We start from the raw sequence: 26,502 nt of genomic DNA, 5'->3' as shown, positions 1-26,502 counted from the left end.
TATTAAAAAGAGATTGAAGCTCTTGCTCGGTTGCCATAAGTTTCTATCTGAAGAATCGTTTTTCAATTTAATATCTCATTAATCTCTCAAAATTAAATAAACTTGTATCCAAAGACGTAGAAACGGGTATCGCTGGGGCTTAGATCAGGTGTAGGCTGTGATACAGGGTATACAGTTGGGACATGAAAATCAATCGGCACGGTCGAGCCAAAGTTCTTACTCAATAGCAGATACAGCTAATTTTCAGTCATGGGTTAGAAAATGACCGCGATCGCTATACCTGTCCCATGATCGCGTTTTTCTATGGCCACTATAAAAGGCTCTGCTCCTCATGATTGCGTCAGATGGCAAGTCACTTAAAAGTTATTGCAAAATCTATCAATAGTCATAATGTCCAGATGATTCAAGCTACCGTTACCTCCACATCAACATTGCCATGAATAGCTTTGGAGTAGGGGCAGAGCTTGTATGCTTGGGCAACCACCTGTTCAGATTTCTCCCGGTCTTCCCCAGGAAGAGCAACAGTTAATTTTGCAGAGAGTATGTATCCACCATTGGCTGGATCTCTGCCAATGGTTACAGCACATGTAACCGTGGCAGTTGAAGCATCAATACCTGCTTTTGTTGAAACCAAAGCCTGTGTTCCATGAAAGCAGGCTGCATAACCTGCTGCAAAAAGTTGCTCTGGATTGGTTCCTTGCCCGTGTCCACCAAGTTTAGTAGGAAAAGCAAGGTTCAAGTCGAGTAAGCCATCGTCACTACGAGCATGACCCGACATCCGTGCATGTCCCTCTTGCCCTGGGGTTACAGTGACCACAGCCGTATACAAGGGCTTCATCACAGTACCTTCGTACTGTTGTCCTAGTAGTCTGCCAACCCAAAAATGCTAAGTGAGGACTGGGGAAAGGAGAAAGGGGAAAGGGTAAGGGATTTAAACCCTTTCCCCCTTCCCCCTTACCCTTTACCCCGCCAAGTTCACTTGGCGAACTACTAGTTGTTGCATCAGTTCTTTTGTATTGGGATTCATCAATCCTCCTTCATCAGTAGACGCTCATTCCAGTAACCTAAAAGGGGAGCAATGCGATTTTGTGAGGTGAGTAAGCAGGGGAGGCAGAGGAGGCAGAGGAGGCAGGGGGAGAGAAAGAAATTAAGTGTATTTTGAACTATTTTAGTAGTAAAAGTTATTAGTATTTTCTCTTTACTTCCCCTGCTTCCCCTGCTCCCCCTGCTCATTAGACGATGATCTCACTTTTTCGCGTTGCTCCCCCTAAAAGTTGATTGGGCTACCCTACCTTAGTTGCAACAGTTTTATATCATTAAGTTTCACAAAGAATGATATTTAAGTCACTACGGACATTCTCCAATGGCTTTGACCACAAGGAATTCCATTCAATACCAAAAAGGGGCACGGACTGTTTTCCCATTAGCCATCCCTTAGTTATTGCATCCATATATTTTGTCGAAACCTCAATATCGTAAATAGCGGCTTTGACAAGATTTTTAGCCAATAATGCTAACCAGAAACGCGAAAAGTGTAGTTGGGCAACATAAAAAGCTTCTAATTGAATTTCTCCAAGAATGTTTGTATCGCATCCAGTAATAATATGCCAAATGTCGTGTGTTTCTGTGATATGCGCTCCGAGAAATTGGTAATCATTCTCTACTTGCCCAGAGTGTAAAGGTTGCAAATTGTTTTTGAGCAGATGTTCAGCATAGGCATATCCAAGTGTATTGGGAGGTAAGCGATAAAGTTTTTGGAGATCGATATCACCTAATCTTGAGCGTCTTTCAAATGCTTGTTTTCCTTGTGGGGTGCTATGAAGAAGTTCTATTATTTTTTGTAAGCTATGCAAATCAGCAACAGTATTTGCGAGGTTGCCAATACTCTCAAAGTCACCATCGGGCGCTCTGACTATATTTATAATGCTCTCAAGTGCGCTATCGTGCCATCCTGACTCAAGTTGGGCTACAGAATCCTCTTTAAAAACCTTCGTCAACACTTTGTCTTTTAGTTTGACATGGTATAAGAGTTTTAGTTGGTCAGAATCTGCTCTGGGTTTTTTCTCGTCCCAAATCAACACAGGTAGTCCAATTGAGATCCAACTTGCTCCCGTAACTTCTATGTGAACGCACGAAAGTGGGTGTATTTGTTTGAGATTAGGAAGTGGAATACACAAGTAAATATTATGCTTAGTCAATTACCGCATTGTATTACTAGTCCTTCGTGGTGGCAACTGATAAAATGGATTGCCGATCCGATTGGATTTCAGCAAAAGTATAGTCAAAAGTATGGAGACATTTTTTCCATGCGACTGAGTGGAATCGGTTCTTGTGTAATTCTTAGCCATCCCCAAGCCATTCAAGAAATTTTCAGTCAAGATTCTAAATTTGATATTGGTCGTGGTAATAAAATTGCAGAGCCTTTGATTGGGCGAAATTCTCTTATGTTAATAGATGGTGCCCGCCATCGACGAGAACGAAAATTATTAATGCCCCCCTTTCATGGAGAAAGGCTACAGGCTTATGGTCAACAAATCTGCTTAATTACCGAGCAAATCGCCAGTCAATGGCAAATCGATCAACCTTTTGTGGCTCGGTCTGCCATGCAGAAAGTGAGTCTAGAAGTAATTTTACAAATTGTCTTTGGTTTAAGTGAAGGGGAACGCTATCAACTAATTTTACCTCTCCTTACTAGTTGGTTGGATATGACTGATTCTCCTTTGCGCTCCAGTATGCTATTTTTCCGATTCTTACAACAAGATTGGGGAAAATGGACTCCTTGGGGACAGATGAAAAGTAGACAAAACTATATTTATCAGCTACTTCTTGCAGAAATTGAAGAGAAAAGAACAAAGAACAATCAGAGTCAGGGTGATGTTCTGAGCTTGATGATGGCAGCACGGGATGAAAATGGGCAAGCAATGACCGACGATGAATTAAAAGATGAATTGCTCACAATTTTATTTGCTGGACATGAAACTACTGCAACAACGCTAGCGTGGGCTTTCTATCAAATTCACCGAAATCCAGATGTCCTCTTAAAATTGCAGCAGGAACTTGACAGCTTGGGAGAAAATCCAAACCCGATGGAAATTGCCCAACTTCCTTATTTAACCGCAGTATGCCTTGAAACCCTGCGGATGTATCCAGTCCTTCCAGGGCTTTTCCCACGCATTACCAAATCATCCATAAATATTGCAGGATACCAGTTTCCTCCTGACACAACCTTAATGCCAAGTATCTACCTCTTGCATTATCGGGAAGACCTGTATCCTAATCCTCAACAATTTAATCCAGAACGTTTTTTAGGACGGCAGTATTCCCCTTGGGAGTTCATTCCTTTTGGTGGTGGAAGTCGGCGATGTTTAGGATATGCCCTGGCTTTGTTAGAAATGAAGTTAGTCTTGGCAACCGTTTTATCTAATTATCAACTTGCATTGGTGGAAAATAAACCTCTTAAATTGCAAAGACGTGGGTTTACCCTTGCTCCTGAAGGTGGAGTTCGGATGATGATTAAAAAACGAATTGCACAGATTGTAAGGACATAAGAGCGATTCTAAAAATTTTGAAAATCTTTCTGGATAAAAGTTAGTTTTTTTTGCTTGGGAGGAACTGACCTTTTAGCGATAGTAATCTGTGCCGAAAAATCACGCCATCTATTCAGTCCACTGGGGCGCATCTGACACCAATTGAGCCGATAATACCGAACCCTCTGACCATCTTTAAGCGGTCTTCGTGACTCAGTGGACAAACCCAGTTGCCAGAGGTACTGCCCCAAAATCCAAACCGGAGACTCCGATAGCGGGATGGTCAGATTGAGAATGCCTTTAACGTGAGATGTGTTGCGCTTGGAGAACTCAGCTAAAGTCTGAATCATCGCCTCGTCCCCTTTAATCTCAACCCCAGCCATCAGATCCATCAGCACAGCCCTGAGTCCCAGCCGATGACGCATAAGCCACGCGGTAGAATGATTGCTCCAGTCAGTGCAAATGGCTAATCGCTCCCGTTCCGATTTATCGCGCTCGGCAACAACATTTTCTTAGAATCGGCAAGATTTCAGCTTTACCTATTCTCATTAAACCAAAGAACCCGAATTGAGGTATGTAATTGCGTGACTACACTTAAATAATTCTATCTATTAGTGCTTTTTTACTCAATTTGTTAGATAATAAAAGTAAGTATTAACAAAAATAGAGAACTCATATTTAAGGAGCTTTAATGACTAGACGTATTACCAGTGCTGTAAACTCACTAGTGACAAACTTCTCACGACGAAATGCACTTTTGTGGCTTGGAGGTAGCGGAGTAACTACCGCCTTGATGGTGGGAACGCAAAAGGAAGTGAGTGCTAAAGACAACAAAGAGTTGAAATTGGTGAACCCACCAACGTTATATGATGCAACCCAAAATGGCTATAGCCATATAGCTGTGACACCATCAAGGGCGAGAACCGTCTATATTTCTGGTCAATTTGGCTCCGATTTACAAGGGAATCTTGTCTCCGATGACTTTGAAAAGCAGCTAATACAGGCTTTTAAAAACCTCCGTTATGCCTTATCAGCGGTTGAGGCGCAACCACAAGATGTGGCAAAAACTACTATTCTCATAGTGGATTACAACCAAAATAAGTTGCTCCCGTTAGGACGTGAAATTAGGAATTTTTGGGGGTATAAACCACCAGCAAACACTCTTATTCCCGTTCCGAGACTTGCACTTGACGGTATGTTATTTGAAATTGATGCTTATGCAGTAATTCCAGAAAAACGTGATTGAGGGTTGGTTCCAATATAACCCTATCCAATAACAGTTGGCGGAATAACAAATTTCCGCTACTGTCAATCAATAATCGTCTCTCCTATTTGAGTAGTAATTGCCTTTAGCCAGCCTACGAAACTTAAGGACTTCCAAATAAAAAAATATTCAATTATTGATTGTGGGGTGGGCATCTTACGCGCCACATAAACTGGGCGGGCAAGATGCCCACCCTACAAAATTAGATAATTTATTTCTTGGAGTTGCCTTAACTAAAAATTCCAGCAAGTGCTAGTAGTTTGCTCCTGTTAACTTGGTTATTTAAAGTTCAAAGGAAAAAGGTGAAAGGTTTTTAATCCCTTTCTCTTGAATCGTTCCCTAGCACTTACAAGGACATTTTTGAGTTGAAAATTCTAGTTTACACTTTGCTAGTTCCTAATTTACTAGTGAGAATATTGACACTTTTGTGTAAGGTATTCTATCTCTGCATTTTATGCCTTAAAGTTAAAGCAGCATTTAATGCACCTTGTAATTTAAAGCTTATCTTCATAAATGGTTTCTAAAGTGAAGCCAAAGTAATCTTTATCAATTAACATTAAGCTGCCGTTATTAATTTGGGAATAATTAAGTTATAAATTACTCGGATTTAACAGTATGTTTAGCACTGATGTTAAGATTTTTGGATACCAACTCATTGAAGAAATCTACAATGGTTCGAGAACTATAGTTTATCGAGGGTATCGAGAAAGTGACTCATTACCTGTAGCGATCAAACTGCTGAAAAATCCATATCCTTCCTTTAATGAACTGGTGCAGTTTCGCAATCAATACACCATTGCCAAAAATCTTAACTCATGTTTAATTGTCCAAACCTACAGCCTGGAGGTGTATCAAAATGCCTATGCGTTGGTGATGGAAGATTTTGGTGGCATTTCTCTAAAAGATTATTTTGCTCGTGATCAAACGCGGGATATCAGATTTTTGCAAGAGTTTTTTAAAATAGCGATCGCACTGTGTAATACCTTAGAAATACTTTATAGTCAGCGCATCATTCATAAAGATATCAAACCGAGCAATATTTTAATTAATCCTGATTCCAAACAAGTTAAATTAATCGACTTTAGTATTGCCTCTCTATTACCAAGGGAAACGCATACGCTAATCAGCCCGAATGTATTAGAAGGAACACTAGCTTATATTTCTCCAGAACAAACAGGGAGAGTGAATCGGGGAATTGACTACCGGACTGATTTTTATTCACTTGGTATAACTTTCTACGAATTACTCACAGGTGAGTTACCTTTTCAATCAAACGATCCAATGGAGTTGGTGCATTCCCATATTGCTAAGGTAGCCTCATCAATAGATGTAATTAACTTACAAATTCCGCCGATAATTTCGGATATCGTCAGCAAATTAATGGCAAAAAATGCTGAAGACCGCTATCAGAGTGTATTAGGATTGAAGTATGATTTAGAAAATTGTTTAGTTCAACTGAAAACAACTGGCAAAATTGAAAGTTTCCCAATTGCCCAAAGGGATGTATGCGACAGATTTATTATCCCTGATAAACTCTATGGACGAGAAGCAGAAGTTGAAACTCTACTAGAAGCATTTGAAAATGTCAGCCTGGGTGCAACAGAAATAACTCTAGTAGCTGGGTTTTCGGGTATTGGTAAAACTGCCGTTGTTAACGAAGTTCATAAACCTATTGTTCGTCAACACGGTTATTTTATCAAAGGTAAATTTGACCAATTTAATCGGAATATTCCTTTTTCTGCATTTGTCCAAGCTTTCCGTAACTTCATGGATCAATTACTGGCAGAAAGTGATGTCCAAATACAAAAATGGCAAAATCAAATTATTCAAGCATTAGGTGAAGACGGACAGGTAATTATTGAAGTCATTCCCGAATTAGAAAAAATTATTGGCAGACAACCACCTGCATCAGAATTATCAGGTAACGCAGCACAGAACCGATTTAATTTATTATTTCAGAAATTTCTCCAAATATTTACAACTAAAGAACATCCTTTAGTTATATTTTTAGATGACTTGCAGTGGGTAGATTCGGCTTCACTGAAACTCATACAATTATTAATGAATGAAGCTAATCAGGGATATTTATTGTTAATTGGTGCGTATAGAGACAATGAAGTATTCCCAGCCCATCCGTTGATGGTGATTTTGGATGAAATTCGCAAAACAGGCGTAAAGGTAAATAGCCTGACACTGAAACCACTCAACCAATTACAATTGAATCAACTTGTAGCCGACACATTAAATTGTGCAGAGAATGTGGCATTATCTCTTTCACAATTGATTTACCGTAAAGCTCAAGGAAATCCATTTTTTGCGACTCAAATACTGAAATCATTACATCAAGACCAACTAATTCAATTCAATTTTGCCGAGGGATGCTGGCAATGCGACATTTCTCAAATAAATCAGCAAACTCTAGCAGACAATGTTGTTGATTTTATGGTTTTCCAATTACGAAGACTACCAGAATCAACTCAACAACAATTGAAGCTAGCCGCTTGTATTGGTAATCAGTTCGATTTAAAAACATTAGCGATTGTTTCTAAACAATCGGAGATAGAAACCGCAGATTGTTTGTGGAAGGCTTTGCAAGAAGGGTTGATTTTGCCGCAAAGTGAGGTTTATAAGTTTTTTGTTGGTTCCGAAAGTCAAGCAGCTACTCAAGAACAGTCTGAGATGGTTGTATATAAATTTTTACACGATCGCGTCCAGCAAGCTGCCTATTCACTCATTCCAGAAGCACAAAAACAGTCAACACACTTGCAAATTGGGCAATTGTTGTTGCAGAATACACCTAAAGAGCAGCAAGAGTCAGGAATTTTTGCGATTGTTAACCAATTCAATTACGGACTGGAATTATTAGAAGAACCTGCCGAACGAGAACATTTATCCCGGTTAAATCTGATAGCTGGTTGTAAAGCCAAAAACTCGACTGCTTATGCGACAGCAGTTGAGTATTTAAAAGTAGCGATCCTTTTATTACCGATAAATGCTTGGCAAAGCAGGTACGATTTAGCTCTTGCTGTTTACGAATCTGCGGCTGAGGCTGAATATTTGAATACAAACTTTGATTCATCAAAATCATTAGTAGAGATTATCCTCAAAAACGCTAAATCTCCATTGGAAAAAGTTCGTACCTATGAGATTCAAATCCAATCTTATACGGCGCAAAATAAATTCATTGAAGCAATAGCCACAGGTAGAGAAGCACTGCAATTATTAGATTTGACATTACCTGAAGAGAGTAATACTCAAATTATTTTTGAGGAACATGACCAATTACAAAAAATGTTTGTTCATCAATCGATTGCAGCATTGGCAAATATGCCAGAAATAATTGATCCCCAAAAATTAGTTGCGCTCCGCATATTATCGGGTTTGTTTGCTCCAGTCTATATAGCCAAACCGATGTTATTGCCACTCAAAATTTTTACAATGATCAAAATTTGTATCCAGCATGGCAACTCACCACAGGCAGCTGTTGCTTACAGTCTCTATGGATTATTTCTGTGCAGTATTGGTGCAATTGAAGATGGGTATCAGTTTGGTAAACTGGCAGTACAACTTTTAGAAAAGTTTCAAACTAAAGAACTTAAAAGTAGGGTTTATTTAACATTTAGTCTGTTTATTAAACATTGGAAAGATTCAATTAAATCTACATTGAATCTATTTTTGGAGGGATTGCAGAGTGGATTAGAAACCGGAAATTTAGAATATGTAGGCTATTGTGCCAATTGCTATTGTCAATTTCTCTTTTGGAGTGGAGAAAACCTAGAAAATGCTGTGCTGGAAGCAGATAAATATTGCGATCTAATGCAGCAAATTAAACAAGAGGTATCTCTGGTTTGGGGAAATATCTGGCGGCAGACGGTTCTAAATTTACAAGGAGAAGCGGCTAATCCCTGTTGTTTAATTGGTAAGCATTTTCACGAAGTCAAAATGTTACCGACTTTAATTGAAACTAACAATATCAATGGTATTTGTTATGTGTATCTAGCAAAAACGCTACTAGCTTATCTTTTTGGTGAATACGAATCTGCTTGGGAATATTCCCAAAAATTTGAGCAGTATGAGCAGGGAGCAGCAGGCTTATTAATTGTTCCTTTGCGGAATTTCTATCAATCTTTGAGTTTGTTAGCTCTTTGTTCTCAGGTAAATGAAGCACAGCAACAGCTTTATCTCCAGAAAGTAGCCGAAAACCAGTCAAAAATGCAAGAATGGGCGGCTCATGCACCCGTAAATTATCAGCACAAGTACAATTTAATTTTAGCTGAACAAGCTCGTGTAACTGGCGATCGCTTACAAGCCGCAGATTATTATGAAATAGCGATCCAAGAAGCGATCGCCAATGATTATGTTCAGGAAGCCGCGATCGCTAACGAACTTGCTGCCAAATTTTACCTAGAATGGGGTAAAGAAAAAGCCGCAGAAGGATATCTGCAACAAGCATATTACAGTTATGCCCGTTGGGGAGCCAAAGCCAAAACTGATGACTTGGAAAAACGCTATCCTAAATTACTCAAACCAATTTTGCAACAGCAAGAATTCAACTTCAATCCCTTAGAAACCATAGCCAGCATCGCCCGCACATCTACTTACACTACCAGTACCAGCAGCACTAATATTTCTGATGTTCTAGATTTGACCTGCATTCTCAAAGCTGCTCAAACCATTTCCGGTTGTATAGAATTAGATGCACTCATCAGCAGTCTCACCCGCATTATTCTAGAAAATTCTGGTGCGAAAACATCTGTATTAATTCTTCCTCAAGAAGATACTTGGCAAGTTCGGGCAATTACCTTTATCGATCAACAATTAAATTCCCAGACTGATGTCAAAACCATTCTTGATTCACAACTAATAGATACTTGTCGATATATTCCGAGAAAACTAATAAATTACGTTAGAAATACTCAAGAAACTGTCATCATAGATAATTGCAAAACAGATATTCCTGGTGTCATCGGGGAATATATGCTTCGACATCAACCCCAAAGTGTATTATGTACGCCCATTATTAACCAAGGTCATTTGGTGGGGATTCTCTACCTAGAAAATCAATTGAATCAAGGAGTATTTACTAGTAACCGCTTACAGGTGATTAACCTACTTTCCTCCCAAGCAGCAATTGCCTTAGAAAACGCTCGGCTTTATCAACAAGCCGGGCAAGCTTTACAAGATTTGCAACAAGCTCAATTACAAATCGTCCAAAGTGAAAAGATGTCTGCCTTAGGTAACTTAGTTGCTGGCGTCGCTCATGAAATGAATAATCCTCTTGGTTTTATTGCTGCCAGTCTAAAACAAGCTAAACCAACCTTTACTGATGTTATCGAGCACTTGAAACTATATGAACAAAAGTTTCCAACTCCGGGAGATGAAATTCTCACTCATGCCGAAGAAATCGACTTAAAATATAGCTTGGAAGATTTTCCTAAGATGATTGATTCGATGACTATGGCGTGTGACAGGCTGAAAAATATTAGTACCAGTCTTCGCACTTTCTCCCGTGCCGATAGAGATTACAAAGTTCCATTTGATATTCATGAAGGCATTGATAGTACAATTCTAATTTTAAAACATCGTCTCAAAGCCAATGACAGCCGTCCGGCAATTGAAATAGTGACGGACTACAGTAACTTACCCCAAATTAAATGTTTTCCAGGGCAATTAAATCAAGTCTTTATGAATATAATAGCGAATGCTATTGATGCCTTGGATGAATCAAATACAGGTCGGAGTTTTCATGAAATTAAAGCTAATCCTAATTTGATTACAATTACCACCTCATTGAAAGAGAAACAGGTTGAGGTGAAGATTACTGACAATGGTCAAGGTATGAGTGAATCAGTCAAACAAAAAGTATTTGACCACTTGTTTACTACGAAAGGTGTTGGTAAAGGAACGGGATTAGGATTAGCGATTGCTCAGTCTATTGTTGTAGAAAAACATGGCGGAACTTTGGATGTGAATTCTACCCCAGGTGTTGGAACAGAATTTGTGATTACCTTACCGATTCTGGTTTAGACTCAAAATTAACTTGGTCGAAAGTGTGATTTCAGTTAACTACCACCAGCCAATCGCACACCACAGACGTACACCCGCTCCCAAAGTTAACCCAAACCTGCCACTGGTTCAGATACCCATTCCAGTAAGGCTCACCATCAGCAACACCAATAGCCTCGCCAACTGCGGAGACTAGCTGTTTGTAGAACTTCCCAACGCTGTCGAGTCCAAGACGCATTTTCAGCTTCAGTCCTTTCCAGGCTTGGGTAGCAGGACTATAAACTCAAGCTTATAAAAAGATTAGGATATGGTTTTCGTAATTTTGATAATTTTAGATTACGAGCTTTATTAAACCGGCATTTTACTATTAATTAGCCATAAAAGGAATCGGTGTAATCTCTCGTGGGTTCTCCAGCTTCCAGTGGTATTGCTCAGGCATTCCCCAGCCAGATGCAACTTGTGAAAACTTGCAATCCACTATTGTGACAATGCCAATAACTTGACCGCGACGGAGAGAGATTAATTCTGGGATTATTACCCCCATTCCTTGACAAAATTCTTTCGCTAGCTGGTACTCTTTTTTAGTACAGGTTTTGGCAGCGTGAATCAGAATGTCACCGCGATAATTGATAGGCCAGCCACGGTTTTCTATATCCTTAAGGGCATAAATAATTGCCCATGCCCAAGGCTGACGGACAGATATTGCTCTCACCAAAAGCATCCCTTTTTACTTGGATAACTAGCTATCCAATAAAGTAAGCAGACTCAAGAGCGGTTACTCTTACAAAATTGCGATGTCTACGACGGGCTACGCCTACGCACCAAAAAACAATCAGCAAATGAAGTAAACCTGTAGCAGTTTTTTTTAGAAAAAGCTAGAGTTCTGAAACTTTGGTATATTTGAGCTACCCAAAATCATCAGAGAATAATGGCACATCATAAAATTTAAACTTTTGGTCTACTGTAAATATTGTTAAACCTTCTACTAAAGCTTGAGCAATTAACATCCTATCAAAAGGATCTTTATGGTGTAAAGGCAAATCAGCAACCTTTATTCCATGTGCCAATGTCATAGACAAAATCTCAAACCGACTGAAGCGCAAAGCCTCTTCCAAATTACCAGGAGCAATTAACTTTCCTAAAGACTGTTTAATTGAAATCTCACAAGCACTAATTGCACTGACAAAAATTAAATTTTCAGGATTAGTAATTACTTCTCGTACCAGATATGACAATTTAGAATCATTTTCTAAAAACCACAATAAAATATGAGTATCTAACAAAAAACTCACTATTTATCCCCATAAAATGCTGCAATTACTTCTTCTGGAGTCTCATCAAAATCACGAGCACGATACTTTGACTATTACAAAAATCTGGTTAATGACAAGAAACTTCCGCCACAGTACACTACCACTTACTGAGTTAAGAACGCCGTACATTCAAGCAACACCATTCTTTTCGTTTCCACAGGGTAGCAACAACCCAACCATTTTCTTCTAAGGCATCAGCAACAGCTTTAGATTGTTCTAGTAAAATACCACTGAAGATCGCCCAAGTCTCAGGTTTAGCGATCGCACTCATTTCGGGAATTAATTCAATAATTACATGAGCCAAAATATTGCAGACGATACCATCTACTGGTTTTTCAAGCAGTTTTGTCAAAACGTCTACGCTGCCCAATGCTGGTAATAAACGTTTTGGATTAATATCGTTGAGCGCACCATTACTGATAGTTGATTGCACCGCTAAAGGGTCATTATCTACTGCATAGACTTTCTCTGCTCCTAGTAGCAGCGCCCCAATGGAAAGGATACCAGAACCACAGCCAATATCTGCAATTACCAGATGTTCATGTTTGCCACTATTACCCACAAACGACTGAGGAACTTCACTTAGCCGCATTTCTAGGGATTCCAAACATAGCTGAGTAGTGGCATGATTGCCCGTACCAAATGCTACACCAGGGTCAAGACGAATCACTAACCGTTCGGTTGTTTCTGGTAATGGTAGCCACGCGGGGTTGATTAGGAAGCGATCGCCTATTTCTTGCGGATGCCAATATTGTTTCCAGCTAGTCGCCCAATCTTCCTCGTCAATTAGCTGCCATTGCAGTGTGGGAGATGAAAGTCCTACACAAAGGGCATCTTGACGCAGCCACAACGATAAAGCTGCCAAATCTAGTAGCTGCGTTTGAAATGTCGATAAATAAGCCCTGACTAAAGATAAATTTCCTTTGTTTTCACTTGCTGTTCCCCGACAACCAAAATCTTCCAGTCGCCAAAAGATCGAATCTTCTAGGTCTGGCTCACATAAAATCTGTACTTCCCACCAAGTGTTTGCCATATAATTTTAGATTTTAGATTTTAGATTTTAGATTGGGGACTTGGTAACGGTTAATGACCAATGCAAAAAACAATGAGTAATTAGCCATTACCAATCCAAAATCTAAAATCGTCCGACTGAGCGACTTGCCTTGACTTGTGCCGAGCTTGTCCTGAGCGTAGTCGTAAAGCCTGCGGCATAGCTACGCTTAAGGCGCAGCCTCTCGTAGAGAAGGGCAGAGCCGAGGTAGCGAAGCCGAAAGGAGCCGAAGTCCGCAATCCAAAATTAAAGTGTTACTGTATACGCGTCCCGAATACCAGGGACTTTTATAATCTCATCCAAAATGCCCTCTGGTAAAGGATCATCTATACTCAGAGCCATTACGGCATCACCACGGACGATTTTACGACCTACTTGCATACTGGCAATATTCACATTGAAACTACCAAGTAGAGAACCGAGTTTGCCGATAATTCCTGGCATATCGCGGTGCAGGGTAAACAGCATATATTTGCTGGGTGGGACGTTAATTGGGAAACCGTCAACATCAGTTAAATGGATTTCCCGTTCACCCAACAAAGCGCCGGTGACAGAATGAGTACCTAAAGTACCCGTGGCTTCTAGATGCAGTGTGCCCGCATAGTCTCGAATGGAAGCATCACGGGTTTCAATCACCCGAATTCCGCGTTCTTTGGCTTCTATGCTGGCATTTACGTAATTTACTCGTTCCCGCAAAGCTTGGTAAAGTAAACCTTTGAGGGCCGCGACTACCAAAGGCTGACTTTTGTTGGTAGCGAGTTCCCCTTGCAGTCGAATATTGAGGACTTCCACTCGTCCACCAGCTAGCTGTCCTACCAGATTACCTAGAGTTTCTGCTAGCTGCATGTAAGGTTTTAGTTCTTCCAACACATCGGGGCCGAGTCCGGGAATGTTGACGGCTGAACGGGCTGGTAGTCCTAAAAGTACATCCCGAATTTGTTCGGCAACATCAATAGCCACATTCACTTGAGCTTCTGCGGTAGAGGCTCCCAAGTGGGGGGTGAGGATAACTTCTTTGCCTAGCGATCGCAATTCCGATTCACCCAGTGGTTCTGACTCGAACACATCCAAGGCTGCACCACCGATTTTACCCGCTTTCAGAGCTGCTGCTAAAGCTACTTCATCAATGATCCCACCACGAGCGCAGTTGACAATCCGGGCTGTTGGTTTCATCTTTGCCAGAGTTGTGGCATTGATTAAGTGAGTGGTTTCTGGGGTTTTGGGGATGTGCAGAGTGATATAGTCTGCTTGCTGGAAGAGTAAATCTAGCTCAACTAACTGACAGCCAATTTGTTCGGCTCGGTCTGTAGAAATAAAAGGGTCATAAGCTAGCAGTTTCATGCCCATTGTCTTAGCTACAGCAGCAACATGGGAGCCAATTTTACCCAAACCGACAACGCCGAGAGTTTTTTTGTAGACTTCCGCGCCGACAAAGCTATTGCGATCCCACGCACCGCGTTTCACCGAAGCGTTAGCATCGGGGATGTGGCGAGACAAAGCCAAAATCATCGCTAACGCGTGTTCAGCCGCAGCAATTGTATTTCCCTCTGGAGAATTGACTACGACAATTCCCCGGCGGGTGGCAGCGGGAACATCCACATTATCCACACCCACACCAGCACGACCGATGATTTTTAGCTGGGTGCCGGCTTCAATGATTTCTTGGGTGACGCGTGTACTAGAACGAATCATTAGCGCGTCATACTCACCAATAATTTCGATCAGTTCTGCTGGTTTTAGACCTATTTTGACATCAACGGTAGCAACTTGCGAAAGAATGTCAATTCCAGCTTGGTCAATCGAATCAGAGACAAGAACCTTAGACATGATTACTTCATTTAAAGCTACAGGTTTTGCTGCACAAGACTTTTTAGTTTAGTCTTTATCTGTCGCAATTCAGCAAAAATTATTCGTTTGAATATCAACTTAACCTTTACTTACGCTGCGTGCTGATGGTATCGAAGCGTTAGTTACTTCCGGTGGGTACTGCCTCCTAAGTATTTGAACATGAGTGGCTGTTGGCACCACCCTGTCGCTAAATATAAAGCATTAATAGCACTAAACACCTATATATTTATTAATAGTTAAGAGTTACTAAAATTTTATCGGCTTAAGCAACTTTCTTGGTGGAGTAGAAACGCCTGCATTCTTGACTGGGCTGCAACTCTAACTGAAGCAATGCTTTGCACAACCCGGAAATGAGTCAGTAACTATTATATCTGTCGAATCTTGGCTGTTTCTCAATACCACAAGTGGTATCCCTGAGTCAAAGCAAAACATTGCGGCATCAAGTTAATTGGATTGTGACATTTAAAATCTAGGCATCAAATAAATTTTCTGGCTAATGATTCCAGCAGATTTAGGATTGTCTAGTAGTTAAAAGCTGTTAGTTAGTGTCAGTGGAGTACTTAATATACAGTCGTAAACTAATGATATATAGGAATCTGATTTGATTCCTGAAGCACTTGTAGCGAGAGGAAACAGGTAAAAAGGAATAAAAGTGTACTGAGTTTTTTTCAAGCAATTAAATATGAGTCCTATAGTTGCAAAGAAATCGCTATAATTCTGGTGATCCCAATAGAGTGAAATATCCTTTGAGTTTTGGGGAAACCAGCCATGTTAGAGTACAACTTGCCCAGGTACTTGCCCTCAGCCGAAGAACTACCAGACTCTGATGAAACGCCTGTGGATAATGAACTGCAAGAATTAATACCAGGCTTACTGAAGGCGATCCTGCTGATACTTTGGTCAGAACGCATGGATTGGCTCTTTGGCATAGATATGGGTATTTATTATCACCCGGATAAACCGCCTATTGTGCCAGACGGATTTTTGAGCTTAGGGGTAGAGCGGTTTTATGATGAGGAACTGCGTCCCAGTTATGTGCTGTGGGATGAAAACGTTGTACCAATTTTCGTGCTAGAAGTAGTTTCCCAAAATTACCGCAAGGAATACACTACTAAATTGGATGAATATGCGGCTTTGGGTGTACTTTATTACGTAATTTATTCCTCTCGTCGCCGCCGCAAACCGCATCTGGAAATACATAAGTTAGTTAATGGTAAATATGAATTGCAAGAAGGAAACCCCGTTTGGCTACCAGAAATTGGTTTAGGAATTGGTTGCGAAAGGGGAAATTATTCCGGTGTGACGCGGGAATGGATGTATTGGTATGATGAGCAAGGACAACGGTATCTCACGCCCGCAGAACAAATAAAACAAGAAGTACAACGCGCTCAACAAGCAGAGCAAAGGGTGCAACAATTGACAGAACAATTAAGAGCGCTCGGAATAGATCCAGATAATTTGGGATAACTGCAATATTTTCAACAAGACTGAAAAATCAAGTTTTTCAGATTTATGATTGCTGACTCCTGTTAGCGGATAGCTAAGGTTTAGCCCATTCTGAATTCTTCTTCAAGTATTGTTCATAAATAATTGGTGTCAGCCCAGGTAAAACCAATACAAACTCTTCACCACCATATCTGCATACAATGTCCTGAGGTTCAGTATAGTGGTGAAGAAGGTTTGCAAATGCCTGAATTACGCGTAGGCGATGCCCGCCGCAGGCATCGCCAGCTTGATGACAAAATATATCATTAATATTTTTAAAATAATCGATATCCATAATTATTAAAGCAACTTGGGTAGAATCCCGCGTTGCTCGTATTAATTCTTTTGGGAATATCTCGTCAAAATAACGCCGATTAAACAAGCCTGTCAGTCCGTCTTGCATAGCCTGTTCTCGTAACGTGATTTCAACTACCTGTTTTTGCAAATATGAGGAAGAGTGTAATTACACTGCCTGAGCCGACATACTCCAGCTTTGACCAAAATATTTTTTCTCGGAGCAAAATTGCTGCTGCTTCCATTGCTGCAACTGTAGCGTATCCTGCGATCGCTAGCATCATCAAAATGAAAGGCTAGCAAGCCAAAGAAATTGAGCGACGCTGCCAAGCTGCAAACGCAACAGTAGTTGAAATGATTACAGTAACGCTCAGAATAACAAAGTAGAGATTGTACTGAAAAAGCATGGTGACAAAGCATTTAAGAGCTGATCCCAACCTTATGAGATAAGTTTGAGTAAGTCATGAGGTTCCAGTAATTTTCATAATTACTTCAAGGCAGTCAAGTTACAGCAGTATTTTGAATCCTGAATCATTACAGAAAAACTATTGTTTTTTAGGAATAACGTTTCTAATTCCACTTTTATTAGAGACAGTATCACCTTTGTAGCGAGGGATGATATGAATACTAGCGTGCATAATATTTTGACCAGCGGCTCGATTGATATTCATTCCTATATTAAAGCCATCAGGTTCAAATTCTGCTTTAATAATTTCTTGTACCTTGTTTACCATAAACCAGCAAGCAGATTGCTCTTTCAATGGTAGTTCAAAATAACTGCTAACATGACGTTTGGGAATAACCAAAACATGTCCTTTGCTTATTGGATAGCCATCAAAAATAGCATAAGCAGTTGCTGATTCAGTTAATAATTTTAGATTTTTATGAGGATTACAGAATATGCAATAGTTAGATGAATTTCGCTGATGATTATAGTGAACATATTCATATAGCTCCCGATGCTCATCTAAGCAAATTGAAGTAAAGGGAAGTTTTACAAGACACTGATAGGTAGGCTTTTTGTGGACATAATGTTCTCGAAACCCTTCTCTTTTGATATCCCTCCTTACAGCATAATAAGCTTTACCTCCTGGTTTCAACAAATGTGATATTTTCATAAGAACATTAGTTTGCTCCTCAGGAAATAAAACATTTAAAACATAAAAGCAAATTATGGTATCAAATTTAGTATCAGGATATTCTGGAAAATAATAAGGGTCATAGCCTGTGATATCACAACCTTTTTGGCGCAGTATCTTAACATCATTACCAAAGCCACAACCAAAGTCTAATATTTTGCCTTGGAGAAGGTTTTTATTTAATAAAAACTGTGCCGGAAATGATAGATAACTTCTTTCAATCGCAGTAAGATGGCTGAACTGATTTTTTTGCTGTTTCATAGAATTTTGGTGCAGATGTCCCAAAATTATTATTCCCAGCATCTCTTGAGGTTATGCGATGTCTACGATGGTCACTGAGCGGCTGGTGAGCGGCTTGCCCTGAACGTAGCCGTTCGCGTAGCGTCCCGTAAGGAAGGGAGTCGAACCATGCCGTACCCCTCCGGGAAAGCAAACTACGCAAAGCGTCTGTCTGCGACACGCTGCGTGTTTGCGTAGCATCCCGCAGGAAATGTAGAGAAGTGCGGGCTACGCCTACGCATCAGGGTCAATACCTAGCTCACGTAACTTAGCTGCTAATATATCAGCACGTTGGCGTTCTTGTTCAGCTCGTTGATGTTCCTGTTCAGCGCGTTGGCGTTCTTGTTGGGCTTGTTCGCTGCTCCACAACAGCAAATTTACTTCTGTATCCCACCAGCGTAGCCAATTCATGGTTTGGCATAATCTTTCACCTTGCCAAATTCCGAGAAATAACTCTAATTCAGGAATCCAAAAGCGTCCATTAGCGTCTGCTTGCTGCAAAGTATATTGTCCATTTTGCAAGCATCGTAGTTCTATGCTTGGTTCGTAAGGGTCGTAGGTTACGTAGGTTGGAACTTGGAGAATCTTTTCGTAATAATAGAGTTTACCGTAGGGCGGAGTTGAACGGACTGATAGTTCTCCCCCTTCTGTGTCTGAAAGAAATTCCATCACCACAGCCACAGCAGCACCTTCTAAATTTGGGGTATAGCTGCGACGAACTACATTTGTTCCTACAGACTGCACTTGAGGAACATAAAACCAGTCTGGGGCTTTGACAACGATTTTTTTGTTGACTGTGGCTACAAGACCAAAGTTAGAGCCAATCAGCATTTGAGGTTGGATGCGTCCTGTGCTTCCCAAAGCATCGGTAAGCGCAGCAGCGATCGCAGGTTGTTGAATATTTTCCACTGGATCGTCTGGTAAAATGAAGTCGGCTGGAAGTGCTTCCCAAGTAACAATTGGTTCTTTTTGGATGGGGTTAACTTGTAGAACCATAAAATTACTCCTAATATCCATGCACAGTATATTAGTTATTTTTAACAAATCTTTCAGCCAGCATCGCTCTTAAGCGAAAAACCCAGAAATCTGGAAAAATTTCTCTGACAGGTGTATATACTCGTAGTCAAGCACTTTGCAGGCGTGCAAAATAAGTTTTACCAAATCCCCCACTACCCAATACTTGGATAGGGCAATAGTGCCGCAATATTACCAGGGGAATGCCGCAGTTGGAGCAAAACTTTGTCTCTTCAGAACAGGGGGGATTGTGGCAAGAGGAGTTCAGGCAACATATCATACAGCGTGCATGTATGGACAGATGGATTTATTATTACCCAGCAAGCATTTACTGTCAGCTTTCAGTAGTGCGCTTCTCCTGAATACTAGGCGAAATTCCACGAGTAAATGGAGAGCGTCGCTAGTTGATAAATAGACGTTGCGTGAACGACTATCGCGCTTTTATTCAGATGTAAGGGCACAGCAATGCTGTGCCCTGACGATAGATGTGGTTGGAATAAATAAATGAAAACTGCTGTAAAGTTTTGATTACTCCTGGGTGAGCATATAGCCCACCCTTAATTGTTATTGCAATGCCTCAGCCGTCTTGTTTTTATCCAACTTAAGAATCAACACTCCCAAAGGTGGCAAACACAAATCCAGGGAATAAGGACGACTGTGCAAAGACCAATCATCTGTCCACTTACCACCTAAGTTGCCCATATTGCTGCCGCCATACTTACGCGCATCACTGTTGAACAACTCGGTATAAAATCCCTTTTGTGGTACACCGATGCGGTAGTGAGAATGGGGTTGTGGTGTAAAATTGCAAATCACGATCGCAAAATCATCAGAATCCTTGTCACGACGGATGAAGGAAACTACACTATGGCGATTGTCGCTACAGTCAATCCACTCAAACCCAGGTTCCGCAAAATCCTGGGTGTACAGAACTGGTTCAGAACGGTAGAGGTGGTTTAAATCTTTGAAAAACGTTTTTAACTGTTGGTGGGCTTCATGCTGCAATAAATGCCACTCCAAATCCGCCCAAGCATTCCACTCACTCCACTGCCCAAACTCCATGCTCATAAACATGGTCTTCTTGCCTGGGTGAGCAAACATATAGCTAAATAAACAACGGATATTAGCTAACTTCTGCCATGTATCCCCCGGCATTTTGCCGATGATATTGCTCTTGCCATGCACCACTTCATCGTGGGACAGAGCCAGCATGAAGTTCTCGCTGTGGTTGTACCACATACTAAAGGTGATATTGTTTTGGTGGAATTGGCGGAACCAAGGGTCCATGCTGAAGTAATCCAGCATATCGTGCATCCAGCCCATATTCCATTTCAAGTTAAAGCCTAGTCCACCTGTGTAGGTCGGCCAAGATACCATTGGCCAAGAAGTAGATTCTTCAGCAATTGACAGAATACCGGGGAAATAGCTAAAGATAATGTGATTTACCTGACGCAGAAAATCTGCTGCTTCTAAGTTTTCTCTGCCGCCGTACTGGTTGGGTAGCCATTCTCCTGGTTTACGGCAATAGTCGTTATAGAGCATTGAGGCAACAGCATCAACACGAATCCCATCAATGTGGTACTTGTCAAACCAGAAGAGGGCATTTGCTGCTAGGAAATTACTAACTTCATGACGACCGTAGTTGAACACCAAAGTACCCCATTCTTTGTGTTCGCCTTTGCGGGGGTCAGCGTGTTCGTACAGGTGGCTACCATCAAAGAAAGCTAAACCATGTCCATCTTTGGGGAAGTGACCAGGAACCCAATCTACAATTACCCCTATATCATTTTGGTGACATTTGTCAACAAAATACATGAAATCTTCGGGGCTGCCAAAACGGGAGGTGGGGGCATAGTACCCAGTTACTTGATAACCCCAAGAGCCATCAAAGGGATGCTCCGCAATGGGTAGCATTTCTATATGGGTGTATCCCAATTCTTTGACATAAGGAATGAGTCGGTCTGCTAGTTCCCGGTAAGTAAGGAAACGTGCGCCCGGCTTAAGTTCCGAAACGATAACTACCGGTTCAGCTTCACCATTTGGCAGTTTAGCAGGTTCAGCACTCGAAGCGTGTAACCAAGACCCTAAATGCACTTCATAAACTGAGACAGGCTGGGTGAGGGGGTCAGTGTGACGCCGCTTTTCCATCCAGCTTTCGTCATCCCAATTGTAAGAATCTAAATCAGTGACAATGGATGCGGTTTTGGGGCGGGGTTCTTGCTGGAAACCGTAGGGATCGGATTTTTCGTAAATGTGTCCTTCAAAATTTTTGATTTCATATTTGTAATGCTCTCCCACACCGATTTCAGGTATAAACAATTCCCAAACCCCGGTGGGGCCTTTACGCATCTGGTGTTTACGCCCATCCCAGAGGTTGAAGTCTCCCAGCAATGAAACGTTGCGAGCATTGGGTGCCCAAACTGCAAAATAAACGCCCTTAACGCCGCCTATTTCCGTGGGGTGCGCTCCCAGTTTTTCATATATTCGGTGATGGTTCCCTTCACTAAACAAATGCAAATCAAAGTCTGTCAAGTTGGGAGAACGGAAAGCGTAAGGGTCATAGGTGACTCGCTCATGTTCCCCTTCTTTAATCCGTAACTGGTAGTTTGCCAGTTCTGCGGTTTCAATAGTGCATTCAAAAAAGTGAGGATGATGCACTGTTTGCATTGGGTATTCTTTGCGTTGTTCAGGAAGAACAACCCATACTGCACTTGCATTTGGTAGATAGGCCCGCACAGCCCAGACAGTTTTGCCGTCTTGTTCTATGGGATGAGAACCTAATATTTCAAAGGGATCGTTATGCTGATTCCAAACGATGCTGTTAACCTGTTCAGGGGCGATCGTGGTCATGGACATGAAGCTACCTAAGTGATATAACGTGATTGACTAAAATCTACTTTTTTAATATCTATATATATTCTTTACATTTATTTGCAATTTTGTCGTCACCGTTATCGTACATCAGAATGGGGCATTGGGCATTGGGCATTGGGCATTGGGCATGGGGCATAGGGCATTGGGCATGGGGAAAGCTCTTGACTTTTTACCCTTGAGTAATTAATAATCAAAAATTTAAAAAGGGGAAAAACTGAAATAATGTTTTACGTAAGCGAAGCAAGAAAATCTGATCCCGAATGTTGGGGTCTAGTTTTGGGGGCGGAGCTTCTTGCAACTGCGCTTGTAATTGGATGTATTCGGCAGCAGTTAGCAATCTTCCATCAACAGGCGATCGCGCTTCTATGATAATCTTTGTCCGTAATATTTCTTCTGGTGTATCATCTGGTGGCGGTAATGCTATTACTGGCGATCGCCAATAACTACTTAACACAACTAAGGTTGCGGGAATCACAATTAAGCTCAGTAATTTTATTGCCTTTATCGCTTTAACTCTTCCCATCTCCTGAACTGCGCTCACAACGCAGGATGAAAATCTGTTTTTCCCATACTCCATGCCCAATTTTTAAACTAGATAAGCTATTACGCCTTTAAATTACACGATAACTCATGAGGTTTGTTGACTGCTGACAGTTAACAGTCAACACTAAAAAAATGTGCAAGTTAGATGGGTAGACAGCTTATGAGTTACAAATTTTCCCAATAAAAATCTGGCAATACCAGGGGAAATAACCAGGTCTCTTCTGATACGGAATAGACTACAGGGAATGCCCAAGAGCAATTGCCAGCGATCGCAATGAATTGTTTTGCCTCTGAAAACTCAGGATTCTAACCATTCCAAACACTAAATGAGGGAAGTACTTTGCCTACAAGACGGCTTAGATTTACAGCACTCAACTCCCTTCAACTTGGAATAAGGTTCGGTGTGGTGAGAATTTCAGACGGACACTTGGTTGAGGAGGTAATTCTCATCACCAGTGTCCTTTACTTGCTGCCCTACTTAGCTGATATTTGAGCAAACTCCAGTCCCTGATACAACAAAAGAAAAATATAGGTTTTTACCTGAACCTAATGTAATCCAAGCTATGTGGTGACGAGCGTTCTTGCTAAGTTGTTTTGGGCATAATTCAACTAGAGCTGATTGATGCCTTATTTAGGAGTAGCTGCGGGAGTAACTGCGGGAGTAACCGCAGGAGTAGCAGCAGGAGCATCAGTTGGTTCACCAGCAGCTGGAGTAGTAGTACCAGCACCGCCACCACCGCCTTCACAGGCTCCGATAATTGTAGCCAGACTTAAGATTACAGCTAAACCAAAGATTTTTGTTTTCATAACTCCTCTTTCACCAATTGTGGCTAGAACAATTTTTCACCTGTTGAATACGATACCGTATTTATTGCTTTTTTTTAATGCTACGAGATTACATCCTTAAAAAAACAATCCTTTGGGGTATTCTTTTTCGGATTAGGTATCATACAGCCATTGATTAGTTTCTCTTAACTCAGGAGTAAAACGGAAATTACCAAATTTTCTAGCAAGCCGAGCTATCATAGCAAAAAATTTTATTTTTTACTGGAGTATTGCACCTTGCTGCCCCGTGTTGCCATACTTTAGGTGCAATATCTAAAAGGCAAGCTGTCTAGTTGCTAATCGCTGATTGCAAGATTGCAATATCTAGAGGATGCACACATTGCTACAGCTACCTATCAGAAGAGTTAAAAGGGTGTAGTCTGTTATGTGTGCTTGTTCCACAGAAATCGATTTCAACCTAAGCAAAAACAGACAATTAAGACAATCAATCTAAAGTACAGTATTTTTCATCTCAAAAAATTTATGGTAGTTGCTCGTAAATCAGCTGTTGCTAAAAGGGGAACTTGGTTCCGGCGAGATTCTATCCTTTCTTTCGGGAGGCGACGTTCTGCACGTCTGGAGTCCGCTACTACACCGACTGCCCAAGCTGCACCAGTATCCTCTCAAAGACGACAGCGCTCCTCAAAAAATCTAGCAGTTTCTCCCACAAATGAGGCAGTTATACCCAAGTCCGTAAAACAGTTGGGTAGACAACAAGTAGCAAATCTTAATGAGCAGTCGAGTGCAAACCAGAAGACTCCGGGAGTAGGTTTTCTTCGCCTTCCCATAATGCCTAATTCTGGAGGGGTACCTTTGTGGTTGCTGCGTTTGTACACCTTTCACCGTTATTCGACAGTTTTGACATTCTTGGTAGTAGCATCGACACTTGCTGTTTATGGTTGGACAGTATATTCTCAAGAGCTTTGGAGTAAGTCATATCGCAGGCTGCAAAACCTCCAACGTCATGAGCGGCTGTTGACTACAACCAACGCGACGCTGATAAATAAAATGGCTAAGGACGCAGAAAAATCAACAGCAAATCTGATATTGCCGACTCCTCAAGGGATGATTTTCTTGCCTCCAGCATCTCATAGTTCTAAGCCAGCATCGTCTAACACAAAGCCAAATTCTGAAACACAACAGCAAACACTCTCGCCACTTGGATATTAATTCCTAAGAGTCATTAGTCATTTGTCATTTGTCATTGGGACTCAGACTTGTGGCAAATGACAAATGACTAATGACAAAGGACGAACTCAATGCAAAAATCACCAAGCAAAACAAAATTCAGAAAGTTTCGGAATCCAGCCTTTAACAGGCGACAGAAGGGTTCTAAACGAGGGTTTTTGGGGACACTTGCTTCTAGTATCCAAAACCAAACATCCAACACCAAGTCCCGACTGTTTATAGTATGGGGCGTATTAATGACAGCAGGGTTGGGGTTGGGTGTCAATTTGTATAACCTACAAATTGTCAAGGGACCAAAGTTAACCAAGCAGGCACGAAACCAGCAAATGGTTAATTTGCGACCTTTTATGCCCCGTCGCCCGGTGGTAGATCGCAATAGTAATCTGTTGGCGATTGACCGTCCCGTATATACTTTGTACGCTCATCCCAAGCTGTTTGAGAAGTCTAATGAAGAGATAGCAGAGCGACTTGCCCCAATATTGGCAAAAGATACTGCTGACTTGGTGAAAACTTTTCAAAGCAAAAAAAGCGGAATTATACTTGATCCAGCCCTACCGGAAGAAATTATCGATCGCGTGACTTCTTTGCGCTTAAATGGCTTGGAGTTAATTCAAAAATACTCCCGATTTTATCCCCCAGACGATTTAGTTTCTGATGTAGTAGGCTACGTGAATATTGACCGTCGTGGTCAAGCAGGTGTGGAATACTCTCAAGAGAAGTTGCTAGAACGTCCTGTGCAAACGGTGCGGCTCAGTCGTGATGGTAATGGAATGCTGATGCCGAATCATGCGCCCGAAGGTTTTTTACATTTTGATGATTTGCGACTGCAACTCACTATTGATAGCCGTCTGCAACGGATTGCCCGTGTTGCGCTCAAACAACAGATGGAAAAGTTTGACGCCAAACGCGGAGCGGTAATTGTAATGGATGCGTTGGATGGTTCTTTACTCGCCCTAGTTTCTCAGCCTACTTATAACCCTAATGAATACGCTAAAGCTAATATCGCGTTATTTAAAAACTGGACGGTGGCGGATCTTTATGAACCAGGATCAACTTTTAAGCCTTTGAATGTGGCGATCGCTCTGGAAAATGGCGTCATCAAAGCAGATGATATATTTAATGACTCTGGTAATATTCGAGTAGCTAATTACACCATCAAAAATGCGATGAATAATGGTAATGGGCGAATCAGCATCGCTCAGATTTTGCAATATTCCAGCAACATTGGCATGGTGCAAATTATCCAACGCTTAAAGCCTTCAATCTACTACAACTGGCTAGAACGCTTGGGGCTAGGACAAAAAGTTGATACAGATTTACCTTTTGAAGTTGGCGGTCGCCTCAAAAGTCAAGAAGAATTTATCGCTTCACCAATTGAACCAGCTACTACTTCCTTTGGGCAAGGCTTTTCTATGACACCGTTACAGCTAGTGCAAATGCACGGTGCTTTAGCTAATGGCGGTAAGTTGGTAACACCTCATGTAGTGCGGGGGTTAATTGATACCAAAGGGCAGATGCATGATTCACCCACTCGCACCATCCCACGCCAAATTTTTTCAGCCGCAACAGCCCAAAAGGTTGTGGAAATGATGGAAACTGTTGTTGATGAAGGCAGCGGTAAGCCGTCACAAATTCCGGGGTATCGCATTGCTGGTAAAACTGGTACAGCCCAAAAAGCTAGTCCTAATGGTGGCTATATCAAGGGTGCTAGAATGACCAGCTTCGTGGCCATTTTGCCAGTGGAATCTCCTCGGTATGTAGTGTTTGCACTAGTGGATGAGCCAAAAGGAGAAAGCGCCTATGGTTCTACTGTCGCCGCCCCAATTGTGAAGTCGGTAATCGAAGCACTAAT

General features: G+C 41.3%; 21 protein-coding genes and 1 pseudogene. 7 read left to right on the top strand and 15 right to left on the bottom strand.

The genetic code is table 11. The annotated features are described in order from the left end of the window. Positions 1–403: 403 nt before the first annotated feature. A complete protein-coding gene (locus VB740_RS27825) occupies positions 404–838 on the bottom strand; it encodes an organic hydroperoxide resistance protein (protein ID WP_323203083.1) in 435 nt (144 codons plus the stop codon). Between the two features lie 478 nt (positions 839–1,316). Then, positions 1,317–2,081 carry a Coq4 family protein gene (locus tag VB740_RS27820; protein WP_323203082.1) on the bottom strand — a complete coding sequence of 255 codons (765 nt, stop codon included), beginning with the start codon at positions 2,079–2,081 and terminating at the stop codon, positions 1,317–1,319. Between the two features lie 105 nt (positions 2,082–2,186). On the opposite strand from VB740_RS27820, the gene VB740_RS27815 reads away from it, so the two are divergent. Then, positions 2,187–3,548 carry a cytochrome P450 gene (locus VB740_RS27815; protein WP_323203081.1) on the top strand — a complete coding sequence of 454 codons (1,362 nt, stop codon included), beginning with the start codon at positions 2,187–2,189 and terminating at the stop codon, positions 3,546–3,548. 8 nt (positions 3,549–3,556) lie between these two features. Here VB740_RS27815 and VB740_RS27810 read toward each other — a convergent pair whose 3' ends face one another. Further along, positions 3,557–3,952 (bottom strand): hypothetical protein, encoded by a 396-nt coding sequence (locus tag VB740_RS27810; protein WP_323203080.1) that lies wholly within the window; start codon positions 3,950–3,952, stop codon positions 3,557–3,559. A 266-nt stretch (positions 3,953–4,218) separates the two neighbouring features. Here VB740_RS27810 and VB740_RS27805 point away from each other — a divergent pair, with 266 nt between their 5' ends. Together VB740_RS27805 and VB740_RS27800 are read left to right on the top strand one after the other, a co-directional pair. After that, a complete protein-coding gene (locus tag VB740_RS27805) occupies positions 4,219–4,773 on the top strand; it encodes a RidA family protein (RefSeq protein WP_323203079.1) in 555 nt (184 codons plus the stop codon). 633 nt (positions 4,774–5,406) lie between these two features. After that, entirely contained in the window at positions 5,407–10,818 is a 5,412-nt protein-coding gene (locus tag VB740_RS27800) for an AAA family ATPase (RefSeq protein ID WP_323203078.1), read from the top strand. 31 nt (positions 10,819–10,849) lie between these two features. Here VB740_RS27800 and VB740_RS27795 read toward each other — a convergent pair whose 3' ends face one another. After that, positions 10,850–11,035 carry a hypothetical protein gene (locus tag VB740_RS27795; protein ID WP_323203077.1) on the bottom strand — a complete coding sequence of 62 codons (186 nt, stop codon included), beginning with the start codon at positions 11,033–11,035 and terminating at the stop codon, positions 10,850–10,852. 41 nt (positions 11,036–11,076) lie between these two features. Here VB740_RS27795 and VB740_RS27790 point away from each other — a divergent pair. Further along, positions 11,077–11,172, top strand: a pseudogene (locus VB740_RS27790) (transposase); the annotation flags it as partial. Here VB740_RS27790 and VB740_RS27785 read toward each other — a convergent pair. The 4 genes from VB740_RS27785 to serA form a co-directional block, all read right to left on the bottom strand. After that, positions 11,165–11,509 (bottom strand): ASCH domain-containing protein, encoded by a 345-nt coding sequence (locus VB740_RS27785; RefSeq protein ID WP_323203076.1) that lies wholly within the window; start codon positions 11,507–11,509, stop codon positions 11,165–11,167. The pseudogene VB740_RS27790 and the gene VB740_RS27785 overlap by 8 nt on opposite strands. 193 nt (positions 11,510–11,702) lie before the next feature. After that, positions 11,703–12,089, bottom strand: a complete 387-nt coding sequence (locus tag VB740_RS27780; RefSeq protein ID WP_323203075.1) for a type II toxin-antitoxin system VapC family toxin — start codon at positions 12,087–12,089, stop codon at positions 11,703–11,705. 133 nt (positions 12,090–12,222) lie between these two features. Next, the gene (gene prmA, locus VB740_RS27775; RefSeq protein ID WP_323203074.1) at positions 12,223–13,143 is read right to left on the bottom strand and encodes a 50S ribosomal protein L11 methyltransferase; all 921 of its coding nucleotides are present in this window, start codon (positions 13,141–13,143) and stop codon (positions 12,223–12,225) included. A 264-nt stretch (positions 13,144–13,407) separates the two neighbouring features. Beyond that, positions 13,408–14,988, bottom strand: a complete 1,581-nt coding sequence (gene serA, locus VB740_RS27770; protein ID WP_323203073.1) for a phosphoglycerate dehydrogenase — start codon at positions 14,986–14,988, stop codon at positions 13,408–13,410. A gap of 789 nt (positions 14,989–15,777) precedes the next feature. Here serA and VB740_RS27765 point away from each other — a divergent pair. After that, a complete protein-coding gene (locus VB740_RS27765; protein WP_323203072.1) occupies positions 15,778–16,476 on the top strand; it encodes a Uma2 family endonuclease in 699 nt (232 codons plus the stop codon). Between the two features lie 73 nt (positions 16,477–16,549). On the opposite strand, the gene VB740_RS27760 is transcribed toward VB740_RS27765, so the two are convergent. The 7 genes from VB740_RS27760 to VB740_RS27730 form a co-directional block, all read right to left on the bottom strand. Continuing rightward, positions 16,550–16,897, bottom strand: a complete 348-nt coding sequence (locus VB740_RS27760; protein WP_323203071.1) for a GGDEF domain-containing protein — start codon at positions 16,895–16,897, stop codon at positions 16,550–16,552. Between the two features lie 22 nt (positions 16,898–16,919). After that, positions 16,920–17,033: a hypothetical protein gene (locus VB740_RS27755; RefSeq protein WP_323203084.1), complete on the bottom strand. Its 114-nt coding sequence runs from the start codon at positions 17,031–17,033 to the stop codon at positions 16,920–16,922. Between the two features lie 300 nt (positions 17,034–17,333). Further along, positions 17,334–18,188 (bottom strand): bifunctional class I SAM-dependent methyltransferase/HIT family protein, encoded by an 855-nt coding sequence (locus tag VB740_RS27750; RefSeq protein ID WP_323203070.1) that lies wholly within the window; start codon positions 18,186–18,188, stop codon positions 17,334–17,336. Between the two features lie 252 nt (positions 18,189–18,440). Next, the gene (locus VB740_RS27745) at positions 18,441–19,202 is read right to left on the bottom strand and encodes a Uma2 family endonuclease (protein ID WP_323203069.1); all 762 of its coding nucleotides are present in this window, start codon (positions 19,200–19,202) and stop codon (positions 18,441–18,443) included. Between the two features lie 582 nt (positions 19,203–19,784). Continuing rightward, positions 19,785–22,076 (bottom strand): 1,4-alpha-glucan branching enzyme, encoded by a 2,292-nt coding sequence (glgB, locus tag VB740_RS27740; RefSeq protein WP_323203068.1) that lies wholly within the window; start codon positions 22,074–22,076, stop codon positions 19,785–19,787. A gap of 208 nt (positions 22,077–22,284) precedes the next feature. Continuing rightward, a complete protein-coding gene (locus tag VB740_RS27735) occupies positions 22,285–22,617 on the bottom strand; it encodes a hypothetical protein (protein WP_323203067.1) in 333 nt (110 codons plus the stop codon). A gap of 647 nt (positions 22,618–23,264) precedes the next feature. Continuing rightward, positions 23,265–23,444 carry a hypothetical protein gene (locus VB740_RS27730; RefSeq protein WP_323203066.1) on the bottom strand — a complete coding sequence of 60 codons (180 nt, stop codon included), beginning with the start codon at positions 23,442–23,444 and terminating at the stop codon, positions 23,265–23,267. Between the two features lie 501 nt (positions 23,445–23,945). Between VB740_RS27730 and VB740_RS27725 the strand changes: the two genes are divergently transcribed. After that, complete coding sequence (locus VB740_RS27725) at positions 23,946–24,632, top strand: hypothetical protein (RefSeq protein ID WP_323203065.1); 687 nt, start codon at positions 23,946–23,948, stop codon at positions 24,630–24,632. Between the two features lie 89 nt (positions 24,633–24,721). Beyond that, a partial coding sequence (locus VB740_RS27720; RefSeq protein ID WP_323203064.1) for a penicillin-binding protein 2 occupies positions 24,722–26,502 on the top strand: 1,781 nt, incomplete at its 3' end.

The organism is Nostoc sp. UHCC 0251 (assembly GCF_034932245.1).
Taxonomy (GTDB): domain Bacteria; phylum Cyanobacteriota; class Cyanobacteriia; order Cyanobacteriales; family Nostocaceae; genus Nostoc.
Note: the sequence above shows the minus strand (reverse complement) of the source record. Positions and strands in the feature narration are given on the sequence as shown.